Here is a 25,629-nt window from a genome sequence, read left to right as displayed (position 1 = left end):
TGACGCGCCCCTAAGGCTTGGCGTTCGGCGTAGCGGAGTGTCTTCATGCAGCCCACCACGGTGGACAATACATTGATCGGCATCGTGCTCGCGATCATCGCGGTTATTGCGGTGCTGGCGATCGTCGCGATGCTGGCCGGCAATCGCAGGAAGCGGGCCCGGCAGCAGGCGGAGCGTTCCGAGCGCGACCGTCTGGCCGAAGCGTCGCAGCCGCACCAGCGTGCCGCTGCGCCCGAGAGGGTAGCGGCTCCGGCGCCGGTCCCCGTGCAGCCGCCGGTCGCCCCGCCGCCACCGCCGCTGACCGACCTGCCCGAAACGGCACCGGTAGCGCCGGCACCGGTTACGCCAGCGCCGGTCGCGTCCGCATCCGCACCTGTCGAACCGGCGCCGGAACCTGCCGCGACCGAGCCGCCGCCGCTGGCGGACGAGCCGATTGCCGCGGCTGCCCCGCTCGATGCCTCCCCCGCGGTCGAGGCGCAGCCCGAGCCGCTGGCACCGCCCGCGCCGTCACCTGCAGCGCCGCCCGCCGCCGCCCCCGTCCCCGCCCCCGCCGCGCCGCCGCCGGGGGACGCGCCGGTGACGCGCATCAAGGGGCTGGGCCCGAAGGTCGCTGCACGGCTGGCCGAGCTGGGCATTTCGACCGTCGGGCAACTGGCCGCGCTGGACCAGCGCGCCGCCGAGGACCTCGACGCGCATCTTGGGCCGTTCACCGGCCGGATGGGGCGCGATCGCTGGCTGGAACAGGCGCAATTGCTGGCCGCCGGCGACATCAAGACGTTCGAGGAACGGTTCGGGAAACTGTGAGTCGCGGGCGGCGCGATCCGGCGCCCACCGCATTGTTTGTTCGCGGCGCGCCGATCCGCTAAGCGGCCCCCATGCCGCACCTCTATCTCGTCGATGGCTCGAGCTTCATCTTTCGCGCGTACCACGTGCTGCCGAAGCTCACGAACAAGCATGGTGAGCCGGCCGGTGCGGTTTATGGCTATACGACCATGTTGTGGAAGCTGGCCAACGACCTGCACAAGGCCGATGGTCCGACTCACCTGGCGGTCATCCTCGACAAGTCCGAGACGACGTTCCGCAACGAATTGTACGACCAGTACAAGGCGCATCGCCCGCCCGCGCCGGAGGATCTGAAACCGCAGTTTCCGATGATCCGCGATGCAACGCGCGCCTTTTCGCTGCCGTGCATCGAGGAAGCGGGCTGGGAAGCCGACGACCTGATCGCATCGTACAGCAAGGCGGCGCTGGCGCAGGGCTGGCAAGTGACGATCGTCAGTTCCGACAAGGACCTGATGCAGCTCCTCACTGAGCCGGGCATCGACATGCTCGACACGATGAAGGACAAGCGCTTTGGCCCGCCCGAGGTGGTGGAGAAGTTCGGCGTCGGGCCGGACAAGCTCGGCGAAGTGCTGGCGCTGATGGGCGACAGCGTCGACAATGTGCCGGGCGTGCCGGGCGTGGGGCCCAAGACCGCGGCGAAGCTGATCCTGGAGCATGGCAGCGTCGAGGCGGTGCTGGCCGCCGCGCCCGAGATGAAGAAGGGCAAGCTGCGCGAGAATCTGATTGAGTTCGCCGATCAGGCGCGGCTGTCGCGCAAGCTGGTGGAGCTGGCGTGCGACGTGCCGCTGCCGCACCCGCTGGAGGAAATGGCGCTCGACGGGATCCCAGAGGCGCCGCTGCGCGCGTTCCTGGAGCATCACGGGTTCAAGTCGCTGCTGACGAAGCTGGCGGCGGAGCAGAATGACGGCGTCGATCCGACGCCGCCCGAGCCGGTCGGCGTGCCGCAGGAGGAAGACCCGCCCTGCGACCATGACAGTTACGAAACGGTGGTCGACGAAGATGCGCTCGATCGCTGGATCGCCGTGGCGCGGCATCAGGGCTGGGTTGCGATCGATACCGAGACGACCGCCAAGGATCCGATGCTGGCCGAGCTGGTCGGCGTGTCAATGGCGCTGGCGCCCAATCTCGCTTGCTATGTGCCGCTGGCGCATGTCGGCGAGGGCGGCGGGGGCGACATGTTCGCCGAGAAGCCCGTGCAGCTCGACCGCGACCTGGCGCTCGCCAAGCTGAAGCCGCTGCTGGAGGATCCGGCAGTGCTGAAGATCGGGCACAATCTGAAGTACGATATGGTCGTGCTGGGGCGGCTGGGGATCGCGCTTGCGCCCTATGACGACACGATCGTGATGAGCTTCGACCTCGACGCCGGGCTGCACGGGCACGGGATGGACGAACTGGCGGCGACGCACCTGTCGCACAGCTGCATCGCGTACAAGGACGTGACGGGCACGGGGAAGAAGGCGATCGGGTTCAACCAGGTCGATCTGGCCGCCGCGACGCGGTACGCGGCCGAGGATGCCGACGTGACGCTGCGGCTGTGGCGGCGCTTCCGCCCGCGGCTGCCGATCGAGCGGGCGACGCGGGTGTATGAGATGGTCGACCGGCCGCTTGTTTCGGTCATCGCGCGGATGGAGCGGCACGGGATCAAGGTGGATCGCGAGCGGCTGGCGCAGCTTTCGACCGAGTTCGCGACTCAGATGGCGGAGCTGGAGGGCGTGATCCACGGCATCGCCGGCGCACCGTTCACGATCGGCAGCCCCAAACAGCTGGGCGACGTGCTGTTCGAGAAGATGGGCATCAAGGGCGGCCGCAAGGGCAAGAGCGGCGTCTATTCGACCGACGTCAACGAGCTGGAGCGGATCGCCGCCGATAAGGATTCACCGGGCAAGGAGATTGCCGCGCGGGTGCTCGACTGGCGCCAGCTGTCGAAGCTGAAATCGACCTACACCGATGCGCTTCAGGAGCAGATCAACCCGGCGACGGGCCGCGTCCACACCAGCTATTCGCTGACCGGCGCGCAGACCGGGCGGCTGTCATCCACCGACCCGAACCTGCAGAACATCCCGATCCGCACCGAGATCGGCCGGCAGATCCGCGACGCCTTCGTCGCCGAGCCAGGCAACGTCATTCTGGCGGCGGACTATTCGCAGATCGAGCTTCGGCTGGCGGCGCACATGGCCGACGTGCCGGCGCTGAAGGAAGCGTTCGCGCGGGGCGACGATATCCACTCGCTGACCGCGCAGGAGCTGTTCGGCGCGGTCGATCGCGACACCCGTGGGCGCGCCAAGACGATCAACTTCGCGATCCTCTACGGCATCAGCCGCTGGGGCCTTGCCGGGCGGCTGGACGTGACGGCGGACGAGGCCCAGGCGATGATCGACCGCTATTTCGAGCGGTTCCCGGGCATCAACCGCTACATCGCCGAGACGCTGCAAGCGGTGCGCGAGCAGGGGTTCACCGAGACTCTGTTCGGCCGCAAGACGCATTTCCCGCGGATCAAATCAAAGGTGCAGCACGAGCGGCAGGGCGCCGAGCGCGCGGCGATCAATGCGCCGATCCAGGGCACGAGCGCCGACATCATCAAGCGCGCGATGGCGCGGATGGAGCCGGCGCTGGCCGAGGCCGGGCTGACCGGCACGCGCATGCTGCTGCAGGTGCACGACGAACTGGTGTTCGAAGTCCCCGAAAGCGAAGTCGAGGCCGCGAAGCCGGTGATCGAGCGCGTGATGGCAACCGCAGCCGAGCCGTCGGTGAAGCTGGACGTGCCGCTGGCGGTGGAGATCGGCACCGGCGCAAGCTGGGGGGCGGCGCATTGACCGGCCCATTGACTGGCGGGCAGCGCGGGACCGGCGGGACGCCCCGGTGACCGAAACGTCGAAGGATATTGCGCAGCTCGCCAAGGGCGGGCGCACCAATGTCGCGGGGTTCATCCTGCGGCTGGCGGCGCGCATCCCGTTCCTGTTCATCGCCGGGCGGCTGTACGGACCGGAGCTCGTCGGGCGGTTCGCCATCGCGGTGGTGGTGGTGGAGCTGGCGGCGCTGCTGGCGACGCTGGGACTGAAGCGCGGGCTGGCGCAGGCGCTGAGCCGCACCGACCGGCCGCACGTCCATGTCGTCGCCGACGGGCTGGTGGTCGCGGCGCTGCTGTCGCTGCTGGCGAGCGCCGTGCTGTGGACCTTCCCCGAGGTCATGTACCCCAATACGCCCATCATCGGCCTCGATCGATGGCTGCCGTTGATCGTGCTGGCGATCGCCTGGTCCGACGTGAGCCTGGCGGCGCTGGCCTATCGCCACAACGTGAAGGCGGCGGTGACGGCGCGCGCGGTGGTGGAGCCGTGGACGATCTCGATCGCGGCGTGGATATTCTCCTTCTTCACCACGCGCGATGGGCTGGTGCTGAGCTATGTCGCGTCGATGATCGCGGCGCTGATCGCATCGATCGTGCCGCTGGTGCGCAGTTACGGCCTGCCGCGTGGCTGGTCCCCGCACGTGCGCGGGCTGCTGGCGATGATCCGCGACAATGTGCCGCTGGCGGGCGCGGATGCGTTCGAATGGGGCACGCGTAATGTCGACCGGTTCATCCTGGGCGTGATGTTCGAGCCCAAGATCGTCGGCATCTATTATATGGCGCAGCAGGTCGCGAGCCTGCCGCAGAAGCTGAAGACATCGTTCGACCCGATCCTGGGCCCGGTGATCACGCAGAGCCTGGCGGTGAACGACCGGCTGGCGATCGCCAACCAGGTGCGGCAGGTCGCCTTCTGGATCATGGCGGCGCAGCTTGGCCTGGCGCTGATGGGATCGATCCCGGGCGAGGCGGTGATGGGGACGGTGGGGCCGCAATTCGTGGCTGGCACCGCGGCGCTCGCCTTCCTGCTGTTCGCCGAAGTGCTCGCGTCGACCGGGGCGGTGTGCGAGACGGCGCTGGTCTATACCGCGCGGCACCGCAACCTGCTGATCTCCGCCGTGATGCTGGCGTTCCAGGTGGCGCTCAGCTTTGGCATGATCATCGCCACGCGGCGGCTCGGCTGGTCGGAAGAGGCGCAGGCGGCGGCGCCGGCGGTGGCGCTGATGGTGAGCGTCGCGCTGACCTCCGTCATCAAGGCGCGGCTGCTGCGCCACATATTGTCGGCGCCCGTGTCGCCCCTGCGCTGGCCGCTGGTGTGGGCGATGCTGGCGGCGCTGGTCATCGGCGGATTGGTGACGTCGCTGCCGCATGAATATGAATGGGCGGAGATCGTGTTCGGCATCCCGGCAATCGCCGGCGTCTACCTGTTCGTGCTGTGGCGCTGGGCGTTCACGCCGGCCGACCGGGCATTGTTCGGCAAGATGCCCAATGCCGAGGAGGCGACGCTGCCGAACGTCGGGTCGCCGGCGCGCTGAGCGGCGCGCGGATCATCCCAGGAGCCAAGAAGGAAGATTGTGGACATCACGACCGAACCCGGCATCGCGCTGACGCCGATCGACGACGGTGAGTGGCAGGGATGGCTGCGCTGGCCGGGGACCGACCCGTTCGAGGACCATGCCGGGCCGTTCTTCGCGCGCTATGATGCCGAGGGGCAGATCGAGTGCGGTTTTCGCCCCGACGCCAAGAACCGCAACGGCGGCGGCAACGTCCATGGCGGGTCGCTGCTGACCTTTGCCGATTTCTCGCTGTTCATGGTCGCGTCGGCAGTGCTGCCTGCCTTTCACGGCGTCACCGCGACGCTGAACGCCGAGTTCGTCGGCGCGGCGGTGCCCGGCCGGTTGCTGACCGCGCGGGGCGAGGTGGTGAAGGCCGGGCGCAGCCTGATCTTCGTGCGCGGCGTGATCGATGACGCGGGCGACGCGGTGATGAGCTATTCCGGGGTGATCAAGAAGATCGCGCGGCGGCCCGCGACGGCCTGACCGGTCGCGGGGTACGGTGCGCAGGCGTTATCGCTTGCGCACGAACTCGGCCCGCAACACCAGTCCCTTGATGCCTTCGTAGCGGCAGTCGATTTCCTGCGGGTCTCCGGTCAGGCGGATCGACTTGATGAGCGTGCCGCGCTTCAGCGTCTGGCCGGCGCCCTTGACCTCCAGATCCTTGATCAGCGTGACCTGATCGCCGTCCGCCAGCAGATTGCCGACGGCGTCGCGCACCTCCACCTGATCGGCCTCGGCGCGCTTGGCGGCAAGCTCGCTCGCCGGCAGCCATTCGCCGCTTTCCTCGTCATAGACATATTCGTCGTCGGCCATCTTGCTTCCCTGTTGTGCGCAGCGCGGTGGGGTGGCTTCTATGCCGGCGGCGGCTCGGTCGCCATGGGACATGATGCCATGCCCGTCACAGCATCTTCACCGCGTTGACGATGAATTGCATCGCCAGCGCGACCTGCAGGACGCCGAACACGGCGCCCATGATTTCCAGCGGGCTGGAGCCCATCTTGCGCATCAGCCACTTGGACCGCAGCATCAGCAGCCAGTTGAGAAGGATGATGCCAAGGCCGATGGCGATGATCTCCAGTTGGGCGCCCGTATTCGGCACGGCGGCGGCGAAGATGATCGGGATCGTCACTGCGATCGGTGGGAAGAGGCCGGGAAAGACGAGCGTGGTCGGGCGCAGCTTCTGCGGATCGAGCAGCGTGGGGCTCTGCGCCGCCGGCACGAGCAGCGACTGGAGCGAGAGGGCCAGCAGCACGACGCCGGCGCTGCCGATCAGCACGGGGAGCGACACCTCCCACGACGCGAGCGTGCCGGTGCCGCCATAGACGGCAAGAACGAAGGCGAGTGCCGTGAGCAGCGCGGCGCGCGTCGCCAGCCGGCGGACGCCCGGCGCCTTGTCATCCGTCCCGACGGTCGCGAATATCGCCACGGCGCGGATCGGCCCCATGGTCATGAAGAGCAACCCGAAGAGCGTTGCCGCCGGGAATTCCATAGGAGCCTCGCTTCCGTCTCAGGCGGCCGCCCTTGCGGCGCGGTCCCCCGACGATGAGGCGGGGTGAAAGCTCACGGGCAGGAACCGCTGCGCGCAGGGATCATCCATTGAGTTCCTGGACGCCGCCGCCCGACACGGTGAGGACCTGCCCGCTGATCCAGGATGCGGCGGGCGAGCAGAGGAAGAGCGCCGCATAGGCGATGTCATCGGGGGTGCCGAGGCGTGGCAGCGGGGTGTGGCGCAGCATCGCCTTCTCGATCTCCGGCGTCAGGACGGAGGCGAGCGCATCGGTCTTGGTCGCGCCGGGCGCGATCGCGTTAACCCGGATGCCAGACGGCCCGAGGTCATAGGCGATGTTGCGCGTGAGGTGATTCACCGCCGCCTTGGACGCGGCGTAGGACGCCATATGGTCGTCGCGGTTCTCCCCCGCCATCGACGAGATGTTGAGGATCGCGCCGCTGCCATGCGCCGCCATGTGCGGGGCGGCGAGCTGCGCCAGCCGGAACGAGGAGAAGACGTTCAGCTCAAAGGCGCGGCGGAAATCTTCCATGGGCATGTCGAACGGCTTGGGACCACCGCCACCGGCATTGTTCACCAGGATCGTCAGCGCCTTGAATGTGTCGACCGTGGTGCCCACCGCGTCCTGCAGCTCCGCCTCCACGGTGACGTTGCAGGTGAAGGCGCCGGCCTTTCCGCCAGCGGCGCGAATCTCGTCGGCGACGGCCTCCGCCTTGTCACGCGCGAGGTCGGTGACCATCACCGCGGCGCCCGCGCCGGCGAACAAGCGCGCGATGGCACGCCCGATGCCGTTGCCGGCGCCGGTGACCAGCGCGACCTGGCGGGTGAGGCGGAATCGGTCGGGGTCGAACAGCCGGTCGTCCACACGCATTCCTTTCCCGCGAATGCGACCAGGACAGGGCAGGCGCCGTGTCGCGGATGCCAGATGAGGCGTGCGCGGAGGTCGCGGCAATCAGTAACATGCGCAGACGGCCGCGCCGGGACGTGGCGAATGGGGCGGGGGCGGGCAGCTCCGCGCCACGGCGGAGTTTCGTTCAATGACGGTCGGGGAAAATGGTGCTGCCGGTGAGGATTGAACTCACGACCTCAGCCTTACCAAGGATGCGCTCTACCACTGAGCTACGGCAGCACTCGGCCCGCGATCGGCGGGCGAGGGGGCGCTAGAGACGAGCGGCGGCCGATTGTCAAGGCGCTAAAGTCGCGCGATAGCCTGTTTCGATGGAAAGCAAGGCAGAACGGGACGCGCGGCTGGCCGCGGCGCTGCGGGCGAACCTGCGCCGGCGCAAGGAGCAGGCGCGGGCAGTGAAGGACATAGCGGCGGACGGTGAGGGCGAGGATCAGTCCGCGACGAATCGGCCGACCGCATAGCAGAAGTCGCCCGTCAGATAGGCGATGGTCAGCGCCGCCCCGCCGACCACCGCCCAGGGAAGCGTCACCCGACAGTGATGGGCGAACACCTTAAGACGATCCATTCGCGTTCCTCCCCCTCCAGCACGGGGGCGAGCGTTGCCGCGACCCAGGCGTGATAGTCATTGAGCCATGACAATTCGCCGGGGGTCAATAGGGCCGGATCGACCAGATCGCGGTCGATCGGAGCGAGGGTGAGCGTTTCGAAGGCGAGCATCGTCGACTCCCCGCCGGGCACGTCCTGTTCATGGACGAGGAGCAGGTTCTCGATTCGGATGCCGTATTCGCCGGCCTTGTAATAGCCCGGCTCGTTGGAGAGAATCATGCCGGGCAGCAGCGGCTCCGACGGGCCGGCGCCGGGATAGCTCGGCTTGGCGATCCGCGCGGGCCCTTCGTGTACCGAGAGGTAGCTGCCGACGCCGTGGCCGGTGCCATGGGCGAAATCCAGTCCCGCCTGCCACAAGGGGAGGCGGGCGAGCGCGTCGAGCTGCGCGCCCGTCGTGCCGCGCGGGAAGACGGCGGTGGCGAGCGCGATATGCCCCTTCAGCACGCGGGTGAAGCGATCGCGCATCTCCTGCGTCGGCCGGCCGATCGGGACGACGCGGGTGACGTCGGTGGTGCCGTCGACATATTGGCCGCCCGAATCGATCAGGTAGAGCTGCCCCGGCTCGATCGGGAGGTTCGATTCCTCCGTCACATGATAATGCGGGATCGCGCCGTGCGGGCCCGTGGCGGAGATGGCGTCGAACGACAGGTCCTTCAGCACGCCCGTTTCGCGGCGGAATTCCTCCAGCTTTGCCGCCGCGGACAGTTCGGTCTGACCGCCCTTCGGCGCCTCGATCGCGATCCAGCGCAGGAAGCGTGACAAGGCGGCGCCGTCGCGGATGCTGGCGGCGCGATGGCCGGCCTGCTCGACCGCATTCTTGGTCGCGCGCGGGATGACGGTGGGGTCGCGCAGCGGCACGACGGTGCCGCCGCAGGCCTCGATGGCGTGTGGAATGGCCGCCACCGACAGCGCGGGATCAACCGCGACGCGCCGGCCGGCGAACTGGCCCAGCGCGGCGGCGAAGCTGCGCCGGTCATGGACACGAACGGCGTTGCCGAGATGCGCGGCGACCGCGTCGTTCATCTTCTCCGGCGCGACATAAAGGTCGGCGGTGCCGTCGGCGTTGACGATCGTGTAGGACAAAGCGACCGGGGTGCGCGAAACGTCGCCGCCGCGCACGTTGAGCAGCCATGCGGTCGATTCAAGCGACGCGAGGACCACCGAATCCGCGCCATGCGCCACCAGCCAGTCGGCAACGGCGGCGCGCTTTTCGGCCGAGGACCGGCCGGCATGGGCGTCGTCCTGCACGGTGAGCGGCGCATCGGAAGGCGTAGGGCGATCGGGCCAGACCGCGTCCACCGGATTGGTGTCGACCGGCACCAGCGTGGCGTCGATCGCGGCCAGCGCGCGGCTTGCCTCATCGACCCAGGCGCGGGTGTGGAGCCACGGATCATAGCCGATGCGCGCGCCCTGCCGGGCATGATCGGCAAGCCAGCCGGAGACGCTGGTTTCCGGCACGCCGACGAACTGCCAGTCGTCGCCCGACACCTGTTCGCGCACCTGCAGCGTGTAGCGGCCATCGGTGAAGATCGCGGCCTCCGCCGGCAGCACGACGGCGGTGCCGGCCGACCCTTGGAAACCGGTGAGCCATGACAGGCGCTGCGCATAGGCGCCGACATATTCGCTCATATGCTCATCGGTCAGCGGCACGACGAAGCCGTCGAGCTGCTGGCGCGCAAGCTGGTCGCGCAGGGCGGCGAGACGGGCGGAGTAGGTGGACATGGAGCTTCCTTGCAAACCAACCCACGGCCACCTCACCGGGTCAGGTGCCGCGCGGGAACATCATCGCCCGATATGGCAGATGCCGGCGCTTCGTGCCATGCAGCCGGGATGCTTCTTCCTCCCCAGAGCCGCGCATGACGAGCGCGGACGTGCTTATCGTCGGATCGGGTGCTGCGGGGCTGACGGCCGCGCTCAACCTCGCCAATCGATTCAAGGTGATCGTGCTGGCAAAGGGCGCGCTCAACGAAGGGTCCACCGCCTGGGCGCAGGGTGGGATCGCCGCGGTGCTGGAGCCGGGCGACACGTTCGAGAACCATGTCGAGGATACGATGGTGGCGGGCGCTGGACTCAATGACCGCGAGATCGTTGAATTCGTGGTGGAGAATGCGCCGGCGGCGATCGAGCGGCTGCAGAAGCTGGGCGTGCCGTTCGCGCAGGACGGGAATGCGCTGCACCTGACGCGCGAGGGCGGGCATTCGCATCGGCGCATCGTGCATGTCGACGACGCGACCGGCTGGGCCGTGCAGGAGGCGCTGCAGCGGGCGGCGGAGGCGCATCCCAACGTCACGCTGGTTCCCGATCAGGTGGCGATCGATCTCGCCACCAGCCGGCATGAGGAGCGCTATTCCGGGGCTGGCAACGTCTGGGGCGTCTATGCCGTCGATCGCAAGAGCGGGCATGTGAACCTCTACACCGCCCGTGCGACGATCCTGGCCACAGGTGGAGCGGGGCGGACGTATCTGTTCTCTACTGCGCCGCGCGGCGCGACCGGCGACGGGATCGCCATGGCGTGGCGCGCGGGCTGCCGCGTCTCCAACATGGAGATGATGCAGTTCCATCCGACCTGCCTGTACAACCTCGACGTCAAGAACTTCCTCATCACCGAGGCGGTGCGCGGGGAGGGCGGGCGTCTGATCAACCCGCTGAACGGCCACCGCTTCATGGTCGATTATGATCCCGAGCGGCTGGAGCTGGCGCCACGCGACGTGGTGGCGCGCGCGATCGATGCCGAGATCAAGCGCTACGGCCTCGACTATGTTCACCTCGACATCAGCCATCAGCCGGCCGATTTCGTGCGCGGGCATTTCCCCAACATCTACGACAAGTTGATGAGCCTGGGCATCGACATGACGGTGCAGCCGATCCCGGTCGTGCCCGCACAACATTATACCTGCGGCGGGATCATCGTGGACCGCGACGGGCGCACCGACCTGCCGGGGCTGTATGCGGCGGGCGAATGTACCGAAAGCGGGCTGCATGGCGCGAACCGGCTGGCGTCGAATTCGCTGCTGGAATGCTTCGTCTTCGGCGAGGCGGCGGCGCAGCATATCGCGGCGCACTGGGATGCGCTGCCGCCGGTGCCGAAGATCCGGCCCTGGGATGAAAGCCGCGTCGCCGATTCCGACGAGGAAGTGGTGATCAAGCAGAACTGGACCGAGATCCGCCGCTTCATGTGGAATTACGTCGGCATCGTGCGCACGACCAAGCGGCTGCAGCGCGCGCAGCATCGCATCAAGATGCTGACCGCCGAGATCGAGGATTATTACGGCCATTTCCGGGTGACGCCCGATCTGATCGAGCTCCGCAACCTGTTGCAGACGGCGGATCTGATCGTTCGATCCGCGCTTCACCGGCATGAAAGCCGTGGGCTGCATTATACGCTGGATTGGCCCGACACGCTGCCTGAGCCGGTTGACACGGTGCTGGTTCCCTAACGGCATCCTGTTCATCGCACCTCAGGCGCCGTTCATCGCAGATGCGGTAAGCCCCGGTTTTCAATGGTGACTTTTAGGATAGCCTCCCGAGTCATGAAGACGGGGCAGGCGAGGATGATGATCGGACGGTTGGGCGCAGGAGCTGCGTTGCTCGCGCTGGCCGGCTGTGTCGGGGAGCCACCCTCGCGGAACGCGCGCGCCGTCGCGCCGGCCCCCGCGCCCTCCTACGTCGTCGCGATTCCGGTGCCCAAGCCCAAGCCGCTGCCGGCCAGCCGCGCGCCGCGCGCGCTGGATGCGTCGATCCAGCAGCTGGTGCGCGAGTTCCCGGGTATTGCCGGCGTGGCGGTGCGCGCCGTCGACGAGGATTGGACGATCGAGGCCGGGGGGCGGCGACTGCTGCCGCAGCAGAGCGTCAGCAAATTGTGGGTCGCGATGACCGTGCTCGATCAGCGCGATACGGGCCGGCTGAAGCTCGACGATCCGGTCAGCGTGACGGCCAGTGACCTGACGCTGTTCCACCAGCCGGTCGCCTATCTGGTGAAGGGCGGGACGTGGAATACGACCGTCGGCAACCTGCTGTTCCGCGCGCTGACTCAGAGCGACAATACCGCCAATGACCGGCTGCTGACGCTGGTCGGCGGGCCGAGGGCGGTGAACGCCTTTATCGAGCGCAAGCGGCTGGGCGACATCCGCTTCGGCCCGGGGGAGCGGCTGCTCCAGGCGAAGACCGCCGGGCTGACGTGGGATCAGTCGATGAGCATCGGCAACAATTTCTCCATCCAGCGGGCGAAGCTGGACCCGGCGGTGCGCGCGCGGGCGCTGCAGGCCTATATCGACAACCCGCCCGATGGCGCGGCGCCGCTGGCGATTGCCGATGCGCTGTCGCGGCTGGCGCGGGGCGAATTGCTGTCCGAGACCTCCACCCGGCTGATGATCTCCACGCTGGAATCGAGCCGCACCGGGCGGGCGCGGCTGAAGGCGGGGATCGCACCGGGATGGACGCTGGCACACAAGACGGGGACGGGGCAGGAACTGGGCCGCCGCAACGCCGGCTTCAACGACGTCGGCCTGCTGACCGCGCCGGACGGCCGGCGTTATGCCGTGGCGGTGATGATCGGCGACACGACGCGCCCGATGCGCGAGCGCCAGCAGCTGATCCAGGCGGTGGCGGCCAGCGTCAGCGGCTATCGCGGGACGGCGACGATCGCCTCGCGCGAGCAGGACGATCCCGAAACCTGATCCGGTCACAGCGTCGGTGCCCGATCGCTTGATCCGTGTCGATTGACGGTCGCGCGGTAGCGCCGCAAGGCACCTGCATGCGCTTCTTTTCCGACAATGCCGCCCCGGTCCATCCCGCCGTGCTCGCCGCCATGGCCGAGGCCGATGTGCTCGACACCGCCTATGATGGCGATCGCTGGTCCGGGATGCTGGACGCGCGGCTGTCGGCGTTGTTCGAGACCGAGGTCGAGACCTTGTGGGTGCCGACGGGCACCGCGGCCAATTGCCTGGCGCTCGCGGCGCTCTGCCCGCCGCATGGTGCGGTGCTGTGCCACCATGACGCGCATATCCAGAACGACGAATGCGGCGCGCCGGAATTCTATACCCATGGCGCCAAGCTGTTGCTGGCGGGCGGCGAGGGCGCGAAGCTGACGCCGGAAACGCTTCGCGCGCTGCTCGGCACGATCCGCAAGGACGTGCATCAGGTGCAGCCGCATGCGATCTCGATCACCAATGCGACCGAATATGGGCTGGTGTACCGTCCCGACGAGGTGGCGGCGATCGGTGCGCTGGCGGCCGAGCACGGGCTGGCGCTGCACATGGATGGTGCGCGCTTTGCCAATGCGCTGGTTCACGCCGGCTGCTCGCCCGCCGACATGACGTGGCGCGCGGGCGTGACCGCGCTCAGCATGGGCTTCGTCAAGAATGGCGGGATGGGCGCCGAGGCGCTGGTGTTCTTCAAGCGCGGGCTGGTTGAGGCGAGCCGTTACCGCCGCAAGCGCGCTGGCCTGCTGTTTTCCAAGGGGCGCTATCTGGCGGCGCAGATCCTCGCACTGCTGGAGGAGGACCGCTGGCTGGCCAATGCGCGCAATGCCAACGAAGGCGCGGCGCTGATCGGCACGGCGGCGGGTGATCGGCTGGTGCACCCCGTGGAGGCGAACGAGGTGTTCCTGCGCGTCTCGGCCGAGGAAGCGGCGGCGCTGCGCGCGAAGGGTTTCGACTTTTATGATTGGGGACCCGGCGAGGCGCGGCTGGTAGTGTCGTGGAACCAGCGGGCCGAGGATATCCGCCCGCTCGCCGAGGCGATCGCGGCGCTCGGCTAACCGCTTCACCCGCCGCCCAATCCGCACTACGCGGCGGCATGACCACCGCCCCGCCACCGCAATCGACTCGCGCCCGTGTCCTGATCCCGTTCGGGATCGTGACGCTGATCTGGGGATCGACGTGGCTGGTCATTCGCGACCAATTGGGCGTGGTGCCGCCGTCCTGGTCGGTGAGCTACCGCTTTTTGGTGGCGGGCGCGGCGCTCCTTGCCTGGGCGGTGATCCGGCGGGAGCCGGGGACGATCGATGCGCGTGGCTATGCCTTTGCCGCCGCGCTGGGGCTGGCGCAGTTCGTGCTCAATTTCAACTTCGTCTATCGCGCGGAACAGTTCATCACCTCGGGGCTGGTCGCGGTGGTGTTCGCGCTGCTGCTGATCCCCAACTCCTTGTTCGGGCGCATATTTCTCGGGCAGCGGATGGGGCGGCAGCTGATAGTCGGATCGGCGGTGGCGATGGGCGGGGTGGCGCTGCTGTTCGTCCATGAGGTGCGCAGCGACCCGCATGGGCCGACGACCGCGCTGACCGGTATCGCCTTGACCTTGTGCGCTATTCTGTCCGCCTCCAGCGCCAATGTTATGCAGGGGACTGATACCGCGCGGCGCTATCCGATGCTGCGCACCACCGCTGTGGCCATGCTGATGGGTGGGATGTTCGATGCGGCCTGGGCGTGGTTCACGGCGGGGCCGCCGGTGATGGAGTGGCGGCTGGGGTATGTGGCCGGCATCCTGTACCTGGGGCTGGCGGCGTCAGCGCTGGCGTTTCCGCTGTATTTCGGGGTGATCCGGATCATAGGCCCGGCAAAGTCGGCCTATTCCAGCGTCATCGTGCCCGTGATCGCCATGGCCCTTTCCACATTGTTCGAGGGTTACCGTTGGTCCACATTGGCCGCTTGTGGCGCAGCATTGGCCGCTTTTGGCCTCGTCATCGCGCTGACCGCCCGAAGGCCCAACCGATAGTCCGGATAGAGCGGGGTCCAGCCGAGCACGCGCTTTGCCTTGCCATTCGCGACGCGGCGGTTCTCGGCATAGAAAGCGCGGGCCATCGGTGAGAGGCTGTCGAGCGGCACCACGGGGGGCGGCGGCAGGCCGAGCAGCGCGGCGGCGAATTCGATCACCGCATCCTGGCTGGACGGATAATCGTCGGCGAGATTGTAGGCGCCCGGCGGCGCGGTGAAGCCGGCGACGACGCCACGCGCGATGTCATCGACATGGACGCGGCTGAACACCTGGCCGGGGATGGTGGTGCGGTGCGCCTTGCCGGCCGCCACCCGGTCAAGCGCGGAACGGCCCGGGCCGTAGATGCCGGGGAGGCGGAAGACGCGCGCGCCGAGCGCCAGCCATGCCGCGTCGGCGGCGTTGCGGGGCGCGCGCCGGCCGGTGATGGGCGCGCTTTCGTCCACCCAGGCGCCGCCGGCATCGCCATAGACGCCGGTGGAGGAGAGGTAGCCCAGCCACTTGCCCTCCAGCAGCGCGCAATATCGCACCAGCACCGGATCGTCCGCGCCATCCGGTGGCACGGAGGAGAGGACATGGGTCGAGGCGGCGAGCCCGGCGCGCACCGCATCTCCATCATCGAAGCGGATCGTGCCGCCGCGGCCGTCACGCGTCGTCGCCAGCACCGGGCCGCCGGCGGCATCGGCGATCGCGCTGGCGGCATAGCCAAGCCCGAAGATGAACAGCCGGCTCATTTCGCGAGCGTCGGGGTGACCATCGTGGCGCCGGGCACGTTATCCTTCTTCCACTGCATCGACATCCGAACGCGCGTCGCGCCCGAAGGATGATCGAAGAACAGGAATTCCTCGACCGGGCCGGGTTCGAGCTTGCGATATTCTGACAGGCGGATCGCCGCGGTGGCAAAGCCGTCAGGCGCGCGGGCGGCGTCGAGGCCGAAGTGGTCTGCCTCGCTCTCGCTCAGGCGGGTGACCGTGCTGATATACGGCGTCGCCAGCGCCACGAGGACGCTCGTGATCGCGAGCAGCAGCGGCGCGCCCGCGGGGTCCGCCACGTCGCGCACGCCCCAGCGCGGATGGCGCGCGATCAGCCGCGGCGCGATCCGGGAGAGCGCGAAAAAGATGACGAGCACGGCAAGGGCGAACCAGAGGAGCAGTCGCCAGATGTGGCCGAGCACATAATGGCCCATCTCATGCCCCATCACCGCTGCGACCTCGTCCGGTGAGGTGCGGTTAAGGAGATTGTCGTTGAGCGCGATGCGGATCGTCGGGCCGAGCCCGGCGACATTGGCGGAAATCCGCTTCGTCTGGCGTGAGGCATCAGCGACATAGATATGGTCGGCGGGGATGTGATGCGCCTCGGCCATCGCGACGATTCGGTCGCGCAGCGGGCCGGCGGGCATTTCGGTGTAGCGGTTGAACAGCGGCTCGATGAACACCGGGCCGAGCAGCAGCCCGATGGTGAGGAAGCTGATCATCACCGCCGTGCCGACCGCCCACCATCCGCGGCGAAAGCGGCGAATGACGGCGTAGATCGCGGTGAACAGCAGCGCATTCACCACCAGCGACACGCCCAGCATCTTGAGCTGGTCGATAAGCCAGGCGCCGAACGTCTGGCTCATCAGGTCATATTGCGCCTCGCGCACGAAGCCGGTGTAGATCGTCCATGGCAGGAACAGGAGGAAGCTGACGAGCGTGAACAGCACGCCGTACAGGCCGGGGACGAGCCAGGTGCGCCTGACGCGCTGTTCGGCGAGATCGCGCATCCGGGCGGAAAAGCCACTGGCGAGCAGCGCGCCATAGACCAGCACGGCGACAGCTGCGTTCCACAGGATCAGCCAATAGCCACCCTCGAAATAGGCGTCCGACTTCGCCCGTGCCGGCCCCTGCAGAAGATCGAGGTAGGCGCGGGTTGCCGCGTCGACGTCGAAACCGGGGTTTGCCCCCTGTCCTTGCGCGATGGCGGGCAACAGCGCCGCTGCCCCCAGCAGCGCTGCCCCGATGACCTTCCTCATCCCCTGTTCCCCCGGTTACGGGGCCATTGGCCCCTTGAACAACGTGCCGAAATAATCGCCCTTGTTCCACACCGGGCGCGTGGGCGCGTCGGCAATGTCGCGGGCGATGCGATAGTTCACATCCACGAAGCGGACCCCCTGTTCCCACTCGATCGGCTGCGACAGATCGTCGCTGGGCTTGTGGTAGTTGGTCGACATGAAATGTTCGACCGCGGCCTTGCCCGGTCCCTTCTGGCCCGGCCACAGGAAGACCGAGGGCACGCCCTTCTGCACGAAGCGGAAATGGTCGGAGCGAACGAAGATCCCCTCATCCGGCATCGGGTCGGGCGACAGGCTGACACCGGCGCCCGCGACCGCGCGGCTGATGATCGGGCCGAGCGTCGAGCGGTCGCCGCCGAACGCGACCATATCCTCGAACTTGTAGGTCAGGATCGGCATGTCGAGATTGACGTTGGCGATGATCGACGAGGCCGGGACGGTCGGGTGGTTGGCGAAATAGTCGCTGCCGATCAGCCCCTTTTCCTCCGCCGTGACCGCGAGGAACAGGACGGTGCGCTTGGGCGCCCCTTCCTTCTGGAAGCGCTTGGCCTCCTCGATCAGGCTGGCGATGCCGATCGCATTGTCGAGCGCGCCATTGTGGATCTTGTCATCGGCCTTGCCGCTGACGCCGACGTGATCGAGGTGCGCCGAGAGGACGACGACTTCCTTCGCCAGCGCCGGATCGCTGCCGGGCAGCACGCCGACGACGTTGGACGAGCGCGCCGGGGCGAAGCTGGTGTTGGTGGTGGCGGAGAGCGTGGCGGGCAGCGCCTCGGGCGTGAAGCGCGCATCGGCCTTGTCCGATTCCTTCGCGACCTTCGCCCAGCTGGTGCGCGCGCCGGCGAACAGCTTTTCCGCGCCGGTGAGGCTCAGCGTCGCGAGCGTCGGGATGCCGCCTTCCTCGACATGGCCGGTGCCGTCGGGATTGGCCCAGGTCATGCGGGTGTGGCCGATCCCTTCGACCATCTTGGCGAAGGGGCGCTGCTTGTCGCTGCGCGGGGTGACGAGCGTGATCGTGCCGACCGCGCCGCGTTCCGCCGCGAACCGTGCCTTGGTCGTCGGCGAGCCGAGCCAGGCACGCTCCTCACCCGTCATCTTGGACGGCGAGCCGCTGACGAAGGCGACGATCTTCCCCTTCACATCGACGCCGCGATAATCGTCGCGGCCATATTGCGGCGCGACGATGCCATAGCCGACGAACACCACCGGCGCGGACAGATTGGTTTCCTTGGCGCGCGGGTTCGCGGAGGGGACGTAATCGGTGCCGTAGGTGAGCGGCAGCGTGGTGCCGCCGCGCGTGATGCCGAGCTTCCCCTCGCCCTCGGGTTTGTAGGCGACCAGCGGCACTTCCTGCAGATAGCCGCCCTTGGCCGCGCCCGGCTTCAGCCCGGCGGCAAAGAATTGCGAGGCGACATATTCGGCGGCGATATCATATTCCGGGCTGCCAGCCTCACGCCCGCGCATCGCGTCCGAGGCGAGGAACATGACGTGCGACTTGATCGCCGCAGCCTCGGGCGAGAGCGGCGTGGTGGCCGCGGCGGTTTGAGCCTTCGCAGGCGTTGCCGGAGCGGCGGGGGCAGCCTGCTGCGCGATGGCAGCGACGGGCAGGGTGGCAAAGCACAGAGCAATGGCGAAACGACGCATGGATATCCCGTGGTGATGGCGCCCGCCCCCGACCGGGACGGCGAGAAGGGCGGGGCGACGTGGCACCGGCGACGGGCGCCTGCGACACGCGGCTCGACCTCACTCGACATGAAAGACAAGGATTGGGCGGCTTGATGCCGTAAGTCGTAGCATTGGGGGAGCGCGCCGCAAGCATTACCGATGGAACCGGATCGCGCGCCGTCTATATCTCTTCCCATGCTCGACGCTCTTACCGCCACCGCGACCCCGGCCGTTCACCGCCGCGAGGATTATCGACCGCCGGCATGGCTGGTCCCCGACGTGTCGCTGGACTTCGCGCTCGACCCGTCGGCGACGCGGGTGCGCGCGCGGCTCGATGTGCGGCGGGGCGGCGAGACGGGCGAGCCGCTGCGGCTGGACGGCGACGGGCTGACGCCGATCGCGGTGCTGGTCGATGGTATCGCGGTGAACGACTGGCGGATGGAGGAGGGCCAGCTGGTCATCCCGCTGTCCGGCGACGCGCATGTGATCGAGACCGAGGTGGAGATCGCGCCCGATCGCAACACGCAGCTGATGGGGCTGTATTCCTCCGGCGGAAACCTGTGCACCCAATGCGAGGCGGAGGGGTTTCGCCGCATCACCTTCTTCCCCGACCGGCCCGACGTGCTGGCGACCTATCGCGTGCGGATGAGCGCGGACAAGGCGCGCTATCCGGTGCTGCTGGCCAATGGCGATCCGATCGCGTCGGGCGACAATGGCGATGGGACGCACTGGGCCGAATGGCACGATCCGTTTCCCAAGCCATCCTATCTGTTCGCGCTGGTTGCCGGCGACCTGGCCTGCAATCGCGGCACTTTCACCACCCGGTCGGGGCGCGAGGTGGAGCTGGGCATCTGGGTGCGCGCGGCGGACCTGTCCAAGACGGATCATGCGCTCCACGCGCTGAAGCTGTCGATGGCGTGGGACGAGCGCGTCTATGGCCGCGAATATGATCTGGACGTGTTCAACATCGTCGCGGTCGATGATTTCAATTTCGGCGCGATGGAGAACAAGGGGCTGAACATTTTCAACAGCCGCTACATCCTGGCCGATCCCGATACCGCGACCGACTACGATTACGACGCGATCGCGACGGTGGTGGCGCACGAATATTTCCATAACTGGTCGGGCAACCGGGTCACCTGCCGCGACTGGTTCCAGCTGTCGTTGAAGGAAGGCTTCACCGTCTTTCGCGACCAGGGATTTTCGGCCGACCAGGGATCGGCGGCGGTCAAGCGGATCGAGGATGTGCGCGGGCTGCGCGCCAGCCAGTTCCCCGAGGATGCCGGCCCGCTGGCGCATCCGGTGCGGCCCGAAAGCTATCTCGAAATCTCGAACTTCTACACCTCGACGATCTACAACAAGGGCGCCGAGCTGATCCGCATGATGGCGACGATCCTGGGGCCGACGCGCTTCCGGGCGGCGTGCGACCTGTATTTCGATCGCTTCGACGGGACGGCGGCGACGTGCGAGGACTTCGTCGCGTGCATGGAGGAGGGCGGCGGGGTCGACCTGTCCCGCTTCCGCCTGTGGTACAGCCAGGCGGGGACGCCGCGGGTGGCCGCCAGCCTGTCGCATGATGGCGGTCGCGCGACGCTGCGGCTGGCGCAGCATGTGCCGCCGACGCCGGGACAGGCGGTGAAGGAGCCGATGGTCCTGCCGCTCAAGATCCGGCTGTTCGGCGCGGAGACCGGGCGGCCGCTGGGGCCTGAGCAACTGGTGCTGTTGGAGGATGCGAGCGAGACAATCGTGTTCGACGGCATCGCCGAGCGGCCGGTGCTGTCGATCAACCGCGGTTTTTCAGCGCCGGTAACGATCGAGAGCGATCGTACCGCGGAGGAGCTGGCGTTTCTGGCGCGGCACGATGACGATCCCTTCGCGCGCTATGAAGCGATGCAGCAGCTGATGCTGGACACGCTGGTAGCGGGCGCGGTCGAGGGCGCGGCGGATCATCGTGCGGTGATCGACGCGGTGGCCGACACGCTCGACGATCCTACGCTGGACCGGGCGTTCGTCGCCGAGGCGGTGCTGTTGCCGTCAGAGAGCTTCATCGGCGACCAGCTGAGCGTGGTCGATCCCGATGCGATCTTTGCTGCGCGCGAGGCGCTGCGCGCGGACCTTGGCCGCGCGCTGGGCGATCGCTGGCGCGAGATCTACGACGCCAATGAGAGCGACCGGCCGTATGAATATACGCCGGCGGCGAAGGCGGCGCGGCGGATTCGCAACGTGGCGCTGGGCTATATCGCGGCGTCGGGGGCGAGCGATGCGGCGGCGCTGGCGTTCCGCCAGTTCGAGCGCGCCGACAACATGACCGATCGGCAGGGCGCGCTGTCGGTGCTGGTCAATGGCGAGAGCGACCTGCGCGAGGCGGCGCTCGACATCTTCTACAACCGTTATGCGGGTAATCCGCTGGTGCTGGACAAATGGTTCCAGACGCAGGCGTTGTCGACTCGGGTCGATACGCTGGCGGCGGTGCGCGCATTGGCCGAGCATCCCGACTTCACGCTGGCCAATCCCAATCGGGCGCGCAGCCTGATCGGCGCCTTTGCGGTCAACCAGCGGGCGTTCAACCAGGCCGATGGCGCGGGCTATCGCTTCCTTGCCGACCAGCTGATCGCGCTTGACCGGCTCAACCCGCAGACGGCGGCGAAGCTGCTGCCGCCGCTGGGCCGGTGGCGGCGGTTCGACCCCGCGCGCGCGGCGCTGATGCGGGCGGAGCTGGAGCGGATCGTCGGGACCAGCGGGCTGTCCAAGGACCTGTTCGAACAGGCGTCGAAGAGCCTCGACGGCTGAGGCCCGCTGAACCCCAAAGCCCAGACGCGTGCGGCGCGTCAGGGTGCCTTGGGCAGCAGCGCGGCCGTGGCCGGGTCCGGCCCGTCGAAGAACCGGTCGATGATCGCCTGGAACGGGGCAGGATCATCGGCCGCGCGCGCGAAGAGCGTCATCGAGGACCGAAGCTTCATCGCGTCGACCGGCCCAAGGATGTCGACCGCACTGCCGCTGGCGGCAGCCAGCGCGGCGCACGCCGCGTGCAGACGCGGGCCGAGCAGGGGATGCGCAAGATAGGCGCGCGCCTCATCCAGCGACGCGATTCCGAAATGCTGCGCAGTGGGGCTGTGACCCAGCCCGCGGAGCTGCGGAAAGACATACCACATCCAGTGGCTGGTCTTTCGGCCGTGGCGCAATTCCGTCAGCGCGTCGGCATAGCTGCCGTGCTGCGCGGTGACGAAGCGGTCGAGATCGAACGGGTCGTCCATGCCGCACCCAACGCGCAACACGCATCGCGGATGCGGCCTCGTGCGTTGAAATCGGCGCAAGAAAAGGAGGCGACATGCTGGAACATATCCCCGCCTGGCTTGGGCGAACGCTGGGCAATGTGCGCGCGGGTGCGGACAAGCTGGCGATCGTGCAGCCCGAACTGGGTGGAACATTCGGCGCGCTTGACCTGTCCAGCCCGGCGTTCGCGCAGGAGGCGCGTCTGCCGCCGCGATTCACCGCCGATGGCGAGGGTGTCTCACCGCCGCTGACCTGGGGCGCGGTGCCGGAAGAAACGGCGCTGCTGGCGCTGTTGGTCGAGGATGCGGACGCACCGGCGCCGCAGCCGCTGGTCCATGCCGTCATGTGGGGCCTGCCGGCGGACGCCGGGCGGCTGGAGGAGGGCGCGATCGTCGCCGATGGCAACGGGCTGGCCGAGCAAGGCGACGTGGGTCGCCATTCGTACCTGGGCGAAGGCTGGCTGCCACCCGATCCACCGACCGGTCATGGCGAGCATCGTTATGTGTTTCAGTTGTTCGCGCTGGGTGCCGGGGTGGGCGATCCCGGCGCATCGCCCGGTCGAACGGCGCTGGTGCGCGCCATGACCGGGCATGTGCTTGCTGCGGGGCTGCTTATCGGGACCTATTCGCGTGGCGAGCCGGCCGAGGCAGCGCCGGCTCAGACCGCGTTTGCGGCGGCGTCGACATAAGCGAGGAGGCCCGACATGCTGACAAAGGCAGCGAGGGCGAGGCAGGCGGAGCGGACCATCGAACAATCCTTTCCAGAACAGAGGGAGGCGTGTGGCCGGATCAGGCGATCGGGCTGACGGGAACGGCGGCGCTGATCATGAGCGCGGCGAAGATGAAGGCGCCGGCGAGGCTGGCGACATTCTGGTGAAGCTGGTTGAGGCGGACGAACATGGTGCAATTCCCTTGTGCTATCTGGCGGCCGGACCATCCGGCGCCGATGCTCAAGGCGTTTGCATGGGGCGTGCCAAGTTTGACCGCTGACGCAATATCAATCACTTAGCCGGTTCGCCGTTCAGGGTTGGGAAATATCGCCATCCGCGCGCGGCGGATCACACCATCAAACGGCGCTGAGTACCTGATTACGGCCGGCCGCCTTTGCCTGGTAGAGCGCGGCGTCCGCTCTCGCACACAGGACCTCGCGCGTTTCGCCGGCCGTGCCGGCGGCGAGCCCTGCGGAAATCGTCACCACGCCGATCGGGGCATCGGTCGCACGCGAGCGGAAGCGGCGCGCGGCAACCGCGCTGCGGGCGCGATCGACGATGCCGGTCGCAGTGTCCATGTCGACGCCGACGAGGAGCAGCGCAAATTCCTCGCCGCCATAACGCGCGACCAGCGCCGACCCGCTTTCGGCGGCGATCGTCTGGCCCACCGCGCGCAGCACCCGATCCCCGACGGCATGGCCGAACTGATCGTTCACGCGCTTGAAGTGGTCAATATCGCACAGTGCGAAGATCACCGGGGTGTGCGGGGGCAGCGCCGACAGCGCCTCGTCAAAGGCGCGGCGATTGGCCAATTCGGTCAACGGATCCTGCCGCGCGTCGCTGCGTGCATCGGCGAGGGCGCTGCGGAGCGCCTCGCTTTCCTGTTCCGCCGCGGCCAGCCGTGCCTCCGCCTGGCGGACCCGTTCGATCATCGCGGCGGTGAGTTCGCTGATGTAGTTGCGCGTCGATGCGGGGTCCGCCTGTCGCATCGCGGCGGCGGTGGCGATCAGATCGCGGCCAAAGTCGCTGGTTTCGGCATGGATCGACCGGACGGTTTCCGAGAAGTCGCCCAATTGCATGGTGAGTTGCGCGACCAGCGCATCCTCGGCGGGGCGGGCGGGGGTGTCGTGCGGCTGCGTTCGGGCGAGCACGCCAAGTTCCGCCATATCCTGCTGCGTGAGGCGTACGCCGCCGTCGGTGCGCACGGCGACCGCCCGCGCCAACGCGCCGTCCGGATGGCTCAATATTTCATGCGCCAGCGCATAATATGCCGGGTCGGCGCTGAGGCGGTGAATGGCGAGAAAGGCGCCAATCGCCTCATAGAGGCTGAACGCCTCCGTCTCGGCCGTGCTTACCTTCACCGTGCTGGTCCGCTTTCTTCCCCAGGCGCTGCCAGCCAGCGCCACGGGCGGTGTCCTGAGCTAGCGCGAAATCGCTAAGATAGCGTTGCGATTGTTACGACTTTGCGAGGCGGCGCACCGCGTCCAGGGTGAGGGCGACGTGGCGTTCGGCGGACATGTCGTCATGCACGAAGGCGATGCGGCCGGTGCGATCGATGACGTAGCTGGTGCGGCGGGTGGCATCGCGGCCCTTCACCTGCCGGCCGAGCGCCACATCATAGCCGCTGACGACGCGCGGTCCCGCACTGGCCACTGCGAAGCGGCCGGCGCATTCGGCGGCGGAAAACTTGGTGAGATCCTCGACCGAATCGGCCGACATGCCGATCACCGTCGCCCCCGCGGCGCGGAACTTGTCGATATTCTCGGCAAAGGCGCGCGCCTCCGCATTGCAGCCGGCGGTGAAGGCCGCGGGGAAGAAGTAGAGCACGACCGGCCCGTTCTTCAGCTGGCGGGCGAGATTGACGTTCACCACCTTGCCCGCGATCGCGCCGCGGGTGGTGAAATCGGGCGCCTTTGCGCCCACCGCCAGCGTCGCCCCGGCGGGAGCGGCGAGCGTAAGGGAAAAAGCGGCTGCAAGGGCAAGGACGTGGCGCACAGGGTATCTCCCGTTGGTGCGCCGGTTCTAGCGCGGCCGTGCGGGGCGCGATAGGGCTGCGCCATGCCGATCCGCCAAGCTGACCTCGCCCTTGCCCACCGCCTCGCCGATGCCGCGGGGGAAGCGATCCGCCCCTATTTCCGCGGCGAACTGGGCACCGAGATGAAAGCCGACCATTCCCCGGTCACGCTGGCCGATCGGGCGGCGGAGGCGGCGATGCGCCGGATCCTGGATGCCGAAGCGCCGGGCGACGCGGTGCATGGCGAGGAATATGGCATCAAGGAAGGCGTGACCGGTCGCACCTGGGTGCTCGATCCGATCGACGGTACGCGCAGCTTCACCGTCGGGCGGGCGATTTTTGGGACGCTGATCGCGTTGGTCGAGGATGGCTGGCCGATGACGGGGGTGATCGACCAGCCAATCCAGCGTGAGCGGTGGATCGGCGCGGCGGGGCGGCCGACGCTGTTCAACGGGGCGCCGGTGCGCACGCGCGCCTGCCGCGAAGTGGAGGGCGCGATCCTGGCGACGACCAGCCCGCACGCCTTCAACGACGATGAAGTGCCCTATTTCATGGCGCTGGTCGCGGCGGTCTCCGGCGGGCACGCGCGGCAGGGGCCGGTCTATGGCGGCGACTGCTACAATTACGGGCTGCTGGCGAGCGGGCACCTCGACATCGTGTGCGAGGCGGGGCTGGCGCTGTACGATTTCGCCGCGCTGGCGCCGATCGTCGAGGGCGCGGGCGGGCGGATGTGCGACTGGAACGGTGATCCGCTGACGCAGGCGAGCACGGGGCAGGTGCTGGCGATCGGCGACCCGGCGCGGATGGACGAGGTGCTGGAGGCGCTGCACGCTGCGCCCGGCGCGCACGACCATGGGCATGGGCATGGGCATGGGCATGGGCATGGGCATGACCACGATCATTGAGCGGTAAAGGGGAGGGCGTGGGCGCGCCCTCCCCGATTGCG

Annotated in this window: 22 protein-coding genes and 1 tRNA gene; 11 read left to right on the top strand and 12 right to left on the bottom strand. The window is 68.1% G+C overall.

Annotated features, from left to right (window positions below):
- Positions 1–45: 45 nt before the first annotated feature.
- The 4 genes from L8F96_RS06435 to L8F96_RS06420 all read left to right on the top strand — a co-directional run bounded on the left by L8F96_RS06435 (position 46) and on the right by L8F96_RS06420 (position 5,724).
- The gene (locus L8F96_RS06435) at positions 46–804 is read left to right on the top strand and encodes a hypothetical protein (RefSeq protein WP_334655556.1); all 759 of its coding nucleotides are present in this window, start codon (positions 46–48) and stop codon (positions 802–804) included.
- A gap of 71 nt (positions 805–875) precedes the next feature.
- Complete coding sequence (polA, locus tag L8F96_RS06430) at positions 876–3,656, top strand: DNA polymerase I (protein ID WP_334655555.1); 2,781 nt, start codon at positions 876–878, stop codon at positions 3,654–3,656.
- Positions 3,657–3,702: 46 nt separating this feature from the next.
- Complete coding sequence (locus L8F96_RS06425) at positions 3,703–5,220, top strand: lipopolysaccharide biosynthesis protein (protein ID WP_334655554.1); 1,518 nt, start codon at positions 3,703–3,705, stop codon at positions 5,218–5,220.
- Positions 5,221–5,259: 39 nt separating this feature from the next.
- Positions 5,260–5,724: a PaaI family thioesterase gene (locus tag L8F96_RS06420; protein ID WP_046407376.1), complete on the top strand. Its 465-nt coding sequence runs from the start codon at positions 5,260–5,262 to the stop codon at positions 5,722–5,724.
- 27 nt (positions 5,725–5,751) lie between these two features.
- Here the strand turns inward: L8F96_RS06420 and L8F96_RS06415 are convergent, their stop codons facing one another.
- From L8F96_RS06415 to L8F96_RS06390, 6 genes are all read right to left on the bottom strand, one after another.
- The gene (locus L8F96_RS06415) at positions 5,752–6,054 is read right to left on the bottom strand and encodes an alkylphosphonate utilization protein (RefSeq protein ID WP_046407374.1); all 303 of its coding nucleotides are present in this window, start codon (positions 6,052–6,054) and stop codon (positions 5,752–5,754) included.
- Positions 6,055–6,139: 85 nt separating this feature from the next.
- Complete coding sequence (locus L8F96_RS06410) at positions 6,140–6,730, bottom strand: MarC family protein (RefSeq protein WP_052742400.1); 591 nt, start codon at positions 6,728–6,730, stop codon at positions 6,140–6,142.
- Between the two features lie 100 nt (positions 6,731–6,830).
- Positions 6,831–7,613 (bottom strand): 7-alpha-hydroxysteroid dehydrogenase, encoded by a 783-nt coding sequence (gene hdhA / locus L8F96_RS06405; RefSeq protein ID WP_334655553.1) that lies wholly within the window; start codon positions 7,611–7,613, stop codon positions 6,831–6,833.
- Between the two features lie 189 nt (positions 7,614–7,802).
- A tRNA-Thr gene (locus L8F96_RS06400) sits at positions 7,803–7,877 on the bottom strand.
- Between the two features lie 208 nt (positions 7,878–8,085).
- A complete protein-coding gene (locus tag L8F96_RS06395; protein ID WP_269430555.1) occupies positions 8,086–8,220 on the bottom strand; it encodes a hypothetical protein in 135 nt (44 codons plus the stop codon).
- The gene (locus L8F96_RS06390) at positions 8,181–9,983 is read right to left on the bottom strand and encodes an aminopeptidase P family protein (RefSeq protein WP_334655552.1); all 1,803 of its coding nucleotides are present in this window, start codon (positions 9,981–9,983) and stop codon (positions 8,181–8,183) included. The genes L8F96_RS06395 and L8F96_RS06390 overlap by 40 nt, the downstream gene beginning before the upstream one ends.
- A gap of 134 nt (positions 9,984–10,117) precedes the next feature.
- Between L8F96_RS06390 and nadB the strand changes: the two genes are divergently transcribed.
- The 4 genes from nadB to L8F96_RS06370 all read left to right on the top strand — a co-directional run bounded on the left by nadB (position 10,118) and on the right by L8F96_RS06370 (position 14,975).
- Positions 10,118–11,698: an L-aspartate oxidase gene (nadB, locus tag L8F96_RS06385; RefSeq protein ID WP_334655551.1), complete on the top strand. Its 1,581-nt coding sequence runs from the start codon at positions 10,118–10,120 to the stop codon at positions 11,696–11,698.
- 117 nt (positions 11,699–11,815) lie between these two features.
- Entirely contained in the window at positions 11,816–12,937 is a 1,122-nt protein-coding gene (locus tag L8F96_RS06380; protein ID WP_334655550.1) for a serine hydrolase, read from the top strand.
- Between the two features lie 77 nt (positions 12,938–13,014).
- On the top strand, positions 13,015–14,019 hold the full coding sequence (locus tag L8F96_RS06375) for a threonine aldolase family protein (protein WP_334655549.1): 1,005 nt from the start codon (positions 13,015–13,017) through the stop codon (positions 14,017–14,019).
- A gap of 38 nt (positions 14,020–14,057) precedes the next feature.
- Positions 14,058–14,975: a DMT family transporter gene (locus tag L8F96_RS06370; RefSeq protein ID WP_334655548.1), complete on the top strand. Its 918-nt coding sequence runs from the start codon at positions 14,058–14,060 to the stop codon at positions 14,973–14,975.
- Here the strand turns inward: L8F96_RS06370 and L8F96_RS06365 are convergent.
- Genes L8F96_RS06365 through L8F96_RS06355 form a run of 3 tightly spaced genes read right to left on the bottom strand, consistent with a single transcriptional unit; the run spans position 14,885 to position 18,666 of the window.
- Complete coding sequence (locus L8F96_RS06365) at positions 14,885–15,706, bottom strand: Rossmann-fold NAD(P)-binding domain-containing protein (RefSeq protein ID WP_334655547.1); 822 nt, start codon at positions 15,704–15,706, stop codon at positions 14,885–14,887. The two genes, L8F96_RS06370 and L8F96_RS06365, sit on opposite strands and share 91 nt — an antisense overlap.
- Positions 15,703–16,983, bottom strand: a complete 1,281-nt coding sequence (locus L8F96_RS06360; RefSeq protein WP_334655546.1) for a M48 family metallopeptidase — start codon at positions 16,981–16,983, stop codon at positions 15,703–15,705. Before L8F96_RS06360 ends, L8F96_RS06365 begins: the two co-directional genes overlap by 4 nt.
- 15 nt (positions 16,984–16,998) lie before the next feature.
- On the bottom strand, positions 16,999–18,666 hold the full coding sequence (locus L8F96_RS06355) for a M28 family metallopeptidase (protein WP_334655545.1): 1,668 nt from the start codon (positions 18,664–18,666) through the stop codon (positions 16,999–17,001).
- A 216-nt stretch (positions 18,667–18,882) separates the two neighbouring features.
- Between L8F96_RS06355 and pepN the strand changes: the two genes are divergently transcribed.
- Positions 18,883–21,477, top strand: coding sequence for an aminopeptidase N (pepN, locus tag L8F96_RS06350; protein WP_334655544.1), 2,595 nt, complete (start codon positions 18,883–18,885; stop codon positions 21,475–21,477).
- Positions 21,478–21,515: 38 nt separating this feature from the next.
- Here pepN and L8F96_RS06345 read toward each other — a convergent pair whose 3' ends face one another.
- Complete coding sequence (locus tag L8F96_RS06345) at positions 21,516–21,941, bottom strand: DUF1810 domain-containing protein (protein WP_046407358.1); 426 nt, start codon at positions 21,939–21,941, stop codon at positions 21,516–21,518.
- A 74-nt stretch (positions 21,942–22,015) separates the two neighbouring features.
- On the opposite strand from L8F96_RS06345, the gene L8F96_RS06340 reads away from it, so the two are divergent.
- Positions 22,016–22,648, top strand: coding sequence for a YbhB/YbcL family Raf kinase inhibitor-like protein (locus L8F96_RS06340; protein WP_046407357.1), 633 nt, complete (start codon positions 22,016–22,018; stop codon positions 22,646–22,648).
- 377 nt (positions 22,649–23,025) lie between these two features.
- On the opposite strand, the gene L8F96_RS06335 is transcribed toward L8F96_RS06340, so the two are convergent.
- Together L8F96_RS06335 and L8F96_RS06330 are read right to left on the bottom strand one after the other, a co-directional pair.
- Positions 23,026–24,075 (bottom strand): GGDEF domain-containing protein, encoded by a 1,050-nt coding sequence (locus L8F96_RS06335; protein ID WP_334655543.1) that lies wholly within the window; start codon positions 24,073–24,075, stop codon positions 23,026–23,028.
- Positions 24,076–24,124: 49 nt separating this feature from the next.
- Positions 24,125–24,664 (bottom strand): peroxiredoxin, encoded by a 540-nt coding sequence (locus tag L8F96_RS06330; RefSeq protein ID WP_046407356.1) that lies wholly within the window; start codon positions 24,662–24,664, stop codon positions 24,125–24,127.
- Positions 24,665–24,727: 63 nt separating this feature from the next.
- On the opposite strand from L8F96_RS06330, the gene L8F96_RS06325 reads away from it, so the two are divergent.
- Entirely contained in the window at positions 24,728–25,588 is an 861-nt protein-coding gene (locus L8F96_RS06325; protein WP_334655542.1) for an inositol monophosphatase family protein, read from the top strand.
- Positions 25,589–25,629 lie beyond the last annotated feature (41 nt).

It is taken from the genome of Sphingomonas panaciterrae (assembly GCF_036890205.1).
In the GTDB taxonomy this organism is placed as follows: Bacteria; Pseudomonadota; Alphaproteobacteria; order Sphingomonadales; family Sphingomonadaceae; genus Sphingomonas; species Sphingomonas panaciterrae.
The sequence above is the reverse complement of the archived record's forward strand: the minus strand, read 5'-3'. Positions and strand labels throughout refer to the sequence as shown.

Coding starts and splice junctions, on each gene's coding strand:
- L8F96_RS06355 (WP_334655545.1), bottom strand. CDS start 18,666: ATGCGTCGTTTCGCCATTGCTCTGTGCTTTGCCACCCTGCCCGTCGCT.
- L8F96_RS06380 (WP_334655550.1), top strand. CDS start 11,816: ATGATCGGACGGTTGGGCGCAGGAGCTGCGTTGCTCGCGCTGGCCGGC.
- L8F96_RS06370 (WP_334655548.1), top strand. CDS start 14,058: ATGACCACCGCCCCGCCACCGCAATCGACTCGCGCCCGTGTCCTGATC.
- L8F96_RS06340 (WP_046407357.1), top strand. CDS start 22,016: ATGCTGGAACATATCCCCGCCTGGCTTGGGCGAACGCTGGGCAATGTG.
- L8F96_RS06360 (WP_334655546.1), bottom strand. CDS start 16,983: ATGAGGAAGGTCATCGGGGCAGCGCTGCTGGGGGCAGCGGCGCTGTTG.
- L8F96_RS06415 (WP_046407374.1), bottom strand. CDS start 6,054: ATGGCCGACGACGAATATGTCTATGACGAGGAAAGCGGCGAATGGCTG.
- pepN (WP_334655544.1), top strand. CDS start 18,883: ATGCTCGACGCTCTTACCGCCACCGCGACCCCGGCCGTTCACCGCCGC.
- L8F96_RS06435 (WP_334655556.1), top strand. CDS start 46: ATGCAGCCCACCACGGTGGACAATACATTGATCGGCATCGTGCTCGCG.
- polA (WP_334655555.1), top strand. CDS start 876: ATGCCGCACCTCTATCTCGTCGATGGCTCGAGCTTCATCTTTCGCGCG.
- L8F96_RS06375 (WP_334655549.1), top strand. CDS start 13,015: ATGCGCTTCTTTTCCGACAATGCCGCCCCGGTCCATCCCGCCGTGCTC.
- nadB (WP_334655551.1), top strand. CDS start 10,118: ATGACGAGCGCGGACGTGCTTATCGTCGGATCGGGTGCTGCGGGGCTG.
- L8F96_RS06345 (WP_046407358.1), bottom strand. CDS start 21,941: ATGGACGACCCGTTCGATCTCGACCGCTTCGTCACCGCGCAGCACGGC.
- L8F96_RS06390 (WP_334655552.1), bottom strand. CDS start 9,983: ATGTCCACCTACTCCGCCCGTCTCGCCGCCCTGCGCGACCAGCTTGCG.
- L8F96_RS06325 (WP_334655542.1), top strand. CDS start 24,728: ATGCCGATCCGCCAAGCTGACCTCGCCCTTGCCCACCGCCTCGCCGAT.
- L8F96_RS06365 (WP_334655547.1), bottom strand. CDS start 15,706: ATGAGCCGGCTGTTCATCTTCGGGCTTGGCTATGCCGCCAGCGCGATC.
- L8F96_RS06395 (WP_269430555.1), bottom strand. CDS start 8,220: ATGGATCGTCTTAAGGTGTTCGCCCATCACTGTCGGGTGACGCTTCCC.
- L8F96_RS06410 (WP_052742400.1), bottom strand. CDS start 6,730: ATGGAATTCCCGGCGGCAACGCTCTTCGGGTTGCTCTTCATGACCATG.